At 40.1% G+C, this 4,289-nt stretch carries 6 protein-coding genes; 4 read left to right on the forward strand and 2 right to left on the reverse strand.

Going from position 1 to position 4,289, the window contains the following annotated elements; genetic code table 11:
* From QMD82_08460 to QMD82_08475, 4 genes are all read left to right on the forward strand, one after another.
* A partial coding sequence (locus tag QMD82_08460; GenBank protein ID MDI6851947.1) for a GTP-binding protein occupies positions 1–823 on the forward strand: 823 nt, incomplete at its 5' end.
* Positions 824–832: 9 nt separating this feature from the next.
* Complete coding sequence (locus tag QMD82_08465) at positions 833–1,357, forward strand: flavin reductase family protein (protein ID MDI6851948.1); 525 nt, start codon at positions 833–835, stop codon at positions 1,355–1,357.
* A 12-nt stretch (positions 1,358–1,369) separates the two neighbouring features.
* On the forward strand, positions 1,370–2,080 hold the full coding sequence (locus QMD82_08470; GenBank protein ID MDI6851949.1) for a metal-dependent hydrolase: 711 nt from the start codon (positions 1,370–1,372) through the stop codon (positions 2,078–2,080).
* Complete coding sequence (locus tag QMD82_08475; GenBank protein ID MDI6851950.1) at positions 2,077–3,033, forward strand: hypothetical protein; 957 nt, start codon at positions 2,077–2,079, stop codon at positions 3,031–3,033. Before QMD82_08470 ends, QMD82_08475 begins: the two co-directional genes overlap by 4 nt.
* Here QMD82_08475 and QMD82_08480 read toward each other — a convergent pair.
* On the reverse strand, positions 3,010–3,789 hold the full coding sequence (locus QMD82_08480) for a phosphatidylglycerophosphatase A (protein ID MDI6851951.1): 780 nt from the start codon (positions 3,787–3,789) through the stop codon (positions 3,010–3,012). The two genes, QMD82_08475 and QMD82_08480, sit on opposite strands and share 24 nt — an antisense overlap.
* Positions 3,786–4,289: ATP-binding protein (locus QMD82_08485; GenBank protein MDI6851952.1), on the reverse strand; the 504-nt coding region annotated here is incomplete at its 5' end. The genes QMD82_08480 and QMD82_08485, both read right to left, overlap by 4 nt.

The raw sequence follows: 4,289 nt of genomic DNA on the forward strand, positions 1-4,289 counted from the left end.
CGAAGAAGATGTACCGCCTCTCGATGAAATAAAACTGCTTGATAATCTTAAAAAAATTAGAGATGAACTTGATAAACTGCTCAAAGAAGGTGAAAGAAACTCTCTCATCTTTGAAGGTGTCAACGTGACCATTGCCGGAAAACCCAATGTTGGGAAATCAAGCCTCTTTAACAGCATCTTAAAAAAGGAACGCGCTATCGTTACAGAAATTCCTGGAACCACAAGGGATTTTATTCACGAAGAGATTTTTCTTGGCGGGATTCCTGTGAGATTCTACGATACCGCTGGTCTCAGGACAACTCCCGAACCAGTAGAATCAATAGGAGTAGCAAGGGCGAGAGAGGTCATAGAAAGTGCCCATCTCATCCTTTTTGTCCTGGACGGTTCAAAACATATTGATGAAGAGGAAATTGAAGAATGGAATTCCATAAAGAAGGAAAAAATCTTAGTTGTGAACAAAGCAGACCTTGGATTGGCAGCAACTCATAAAGAACTGGAAAAATTCAACGCACCAAATATCTTTAAGGTATCCTGTTTGACCGGTGAAGGTATCGAAGAACTGGAAAGGGCAATTGAAGAAAGGATCAAAATGTTTATTGTGCCCTCGTCGGAGTTCTCCCTTTCCAGGAGAGAGACTCATCTCCTCTCCAGAGCGAAAATCGAGATTGAAGAGGCTCTTTCAAACTTTAAAAAAGTACCGCTGGATATAGTCTCCTTTCATCTACAAAATGGCTTCAATTCCCTGAATCAAATCTTTGGCTGGGGAGATATCCCTGAAAGGGTTCTGAATTCAATTTTTAGCGAATTTTGTATTGGTAAATAGGAGGGGAATATGAAAGAAATAAAAAAGTACCCCTATAGGGTAATACACCCTGCGATGGTAGTAATTGTTACGAGTGTGGATCAAAAGGGCACTCCCAACGCCTGCACTGTTGCGTGGTCAATGCCTGTCAGCGTAAATCCACCCCTAATAGCAATCGCCCTCCAAAAGCGTCACAAAACGACAAATAATTTAGAAGAGACGGGGGAATTTGTCCTTAACATACCTGGGAGGAATCTGCAAGAACTGGCAGAAAAGTGCGGTAGCGAAAGTGGATGGCAAGTTAATAAATTTGAGAAGTACAATATAAAAGCTCTTCCATCTAAACTTGCGAAACCTCCAAGAATCGATGGAGCCCTTGGTTATGTAGAGTGCAAGCTCTATGCCAAATACGAAGGGGGGGACCATTACATCTTTGTTGGGGAGATTCTTCTTGCAGAAGCTGACGAAAAGTATTTCACCGATATGTGGAAAGATGAGGCCGAACTGTTATTTCATTATGGAGGAAGTGTTTATGGAAAGACAATAAGGTATTAAAAGGAGGTGGTTATGCTTTTAAATGGTCATAAAATTGTATACTTTGGCCATTCAGCGTTCTTGGTGATTAGTCAGAAAAACAAAACCATCCTTATTGATCCTTGGATTTCAAATCCCGTAAACAACAAAAAACTGGAAAGTGTGGTTAATGAAGTGGATTATATTCTCGTGACTCATGCTCACAGTGATCACATCGGTGATGCGGTTGAAATTGCCAGAAATTACAATAGTGAAATCATTTCCAATTTTGAGATCACAAATTATCTTGGTTCAAAGGGCATAAGCAAACTCTCGGGTATGAACATTGGAGGGACTTTAAAGAGAGGCGAAATTTCCTTCACAATGGTTGAAGCATCGCACTCTTCAACAATCCTTGAGGGCGAAAGATCAATACCCGGTGGGAACCCCTGTGGCTTTATTATTACCCTTGAAGACCGTTTTAAAATCTACCACATGGGGGATACAGGATTATTCGGAGGTTTAAATTATATTGCAGAACTTTACAAGCCAGACCTGGTTATGATACCCATTGGGGGGCACTACACGATGGGCATTGAAGAGGCTGCTTACGCCCTAAAGATTTTAAAACCATCCATTATCATCCCAATGCACTACAGGACCTTTCCAGTCATAGATGCAAACCCTGAAAAACTTATAGAACTCCTGCCTTCAGAGCTTAAGGAAGGGGTGAAGATTCTAAACCCCGGGGATTTACTGGAGTGAAAAAGGGGATTTCATACTTCGGTGTAAGAAACCCCGAATGGGTTGAAAAAGACCTTGCTATTATAAAAGAAAGCGGAATCGATTACATAGTTCATACCTACTCGGAAAACGACATGGAATATTACGAAGGAACGATGCGCAAAATAGTTAAGCTCTCCAAGGATTTTGGGCTTGAAGTATACTTAGACCCATGGGGAGTAGCAAGGATTTTTGGTGGTGAAGCCTTCTCAAAATTTTTGCTTCTCAACGACGAAGCGAGACTTGTAACTCGAGAAGGGAAAAAGGGTTATGGAGCTTGCATGAACAACCCTGCAACCGTTGAGTTTATCAAAAAATGGATAGATTCGGCAAGTTCCTTAGGGCCCGATTTTATCTTCTGGGACGAGCCCCATTTCTCGCCTTTGACCAATAGAGAGGGGTGTTTCTGCTCCATCTGCAAAAAGAAGTTCAAAGAAAAATTTGGATACCCTATGGAAGAAGCCTCAGAAAAAGATCTAAAGTTATTTCGCGGGTTTACAAAACTTGAATTCTTGAAAACAGTCACAGCTTATGCTAAAGAAAAAGGACTTAAAAATGTTCTTTGCCTCTTGCCCAACGATGAAGACATTGATTGGGATCATTATGCTTCTCTTCCATCCATTGATGTTTTTGGAACTGACCCTTACTGGGTTTTGCATCCACATAACTTTGATGAATGGATGGAGGATAAGATAAAAACGGTAAGCCTTTTAAGCAAAAAACATTCAAAGAAAAGTGAGATCTGGATTCAAAATTTCCGCGTCAAGAAAGGAGAGGAGTATCTTATAGAGAAAATCGCTTTAAAAGCAAAAGAGTATGGAATTGACAGGATTTCCGCATGGAGTTACAAAGGAACAGCCTATATGTCTTACATAAGCTGTGACGATCCAGAAATAGTCTGGACGACGCTATTAAAGGTTTACGCCAGCTTGTGAAAGGATTACAATAACCATTTTAACGGCAATAAGTGCGAAAAGTCCAGCCAAGAGGTCGTCTAATACTATTCCAATACCCCCTTTTATTTTATCCACTCTCTTTATACCGAAAGGCTTAAGAATATCAAAAAATCTGAAGAACAAAAAGGCCAACACATAAAGCAAAATATCGTGTTCTAAAAACATTAGAGGAAAAACCATTCCTACCACTTCATCTATGACGCAGATAGCGGGATCATTGCCCAGTAAATCTTCAGCTTTCTGGGAAGCAATTACAGCTACTGGAAGGAGTATCATAAAAATCTGCCAAACATAAATCTTTTTAAAACTTTGAGAAAGGTAAATCAATAACGTAAAAGTCAGGCTCGAGAGGGTACCCGGTCCCAAAGGGATGTATCCCAAAAACGCAAAGGAATACAAAATCTTAAAGACAGTTTCTTTCCCCCTAAAACCGACTATCAAAGCGGCTGCTATTCCCGAAAGGTCATAAAGAAAATCGAACAAGGAAGGTGTACGGGAAGGTAAAAACCGTTGTAAAAGTTCAATTAACCCCGCAATAACAACAGCGATAAAGAAACTACTCATTTTTTTCTTAAACCTATCAAGAAGAAATAGGTAAAGCAGAAAAAATGCAGAAAAGTGAAACAGAAAACTTGTGTCGAAACGTACAGGAAGAATCCTAACTTTTGGATAAAGCCCCAAAACGAAAAGAGACAGGATGTAAGATACAAGACCAAAAGAATAGGAAAAGTTCACTCCAAAAGCATCCTTTTATCAAATATCCTATAATGTATCGCCTCTTGAACACATTTTGGTGTTATTTCTTGAAGCCCTTCTAAATCCGCAATCGTCCTTGCCACTTTTAGGATCCGGAAATAGGTTCTCGCTGAAAATCCAAATTTCTCAATAGCCAACTTTAAAATCTCCTCAGATTTTTCGTCAAGCTTGCAAAATTCCTTTATGGCTCTTGAATCCATGTGAGCATTACAATACATCCTCTTTTTCAATTTAAATCTCCTGAGCTGAATCTCCCTAGCCCTCATCACCCTCTCCCTAATAGCCTTAGAGTCCTCACCATCTTCCATTCTGCTTAAGTTTTCAAACTTTAAAGCAGGTACTTCAATCTGAATGTCAATTCTGTCCAGAAGAGGTCCTGAAACTCTTGACCTGTACTTCAAAATACTTGAAGGAGTGCAAGTGCATTGATGAAGAGGGTCACCATAATAGCCGCATGGACAGGGATTCATAGCGGCAAC

The organism is bacterium (genome assembly GCA_030019025.1).
GTDB lineage: Bacteria > Hydrothermota > Hydrothermia > UBA1063 > UBA1063 > UBA1063.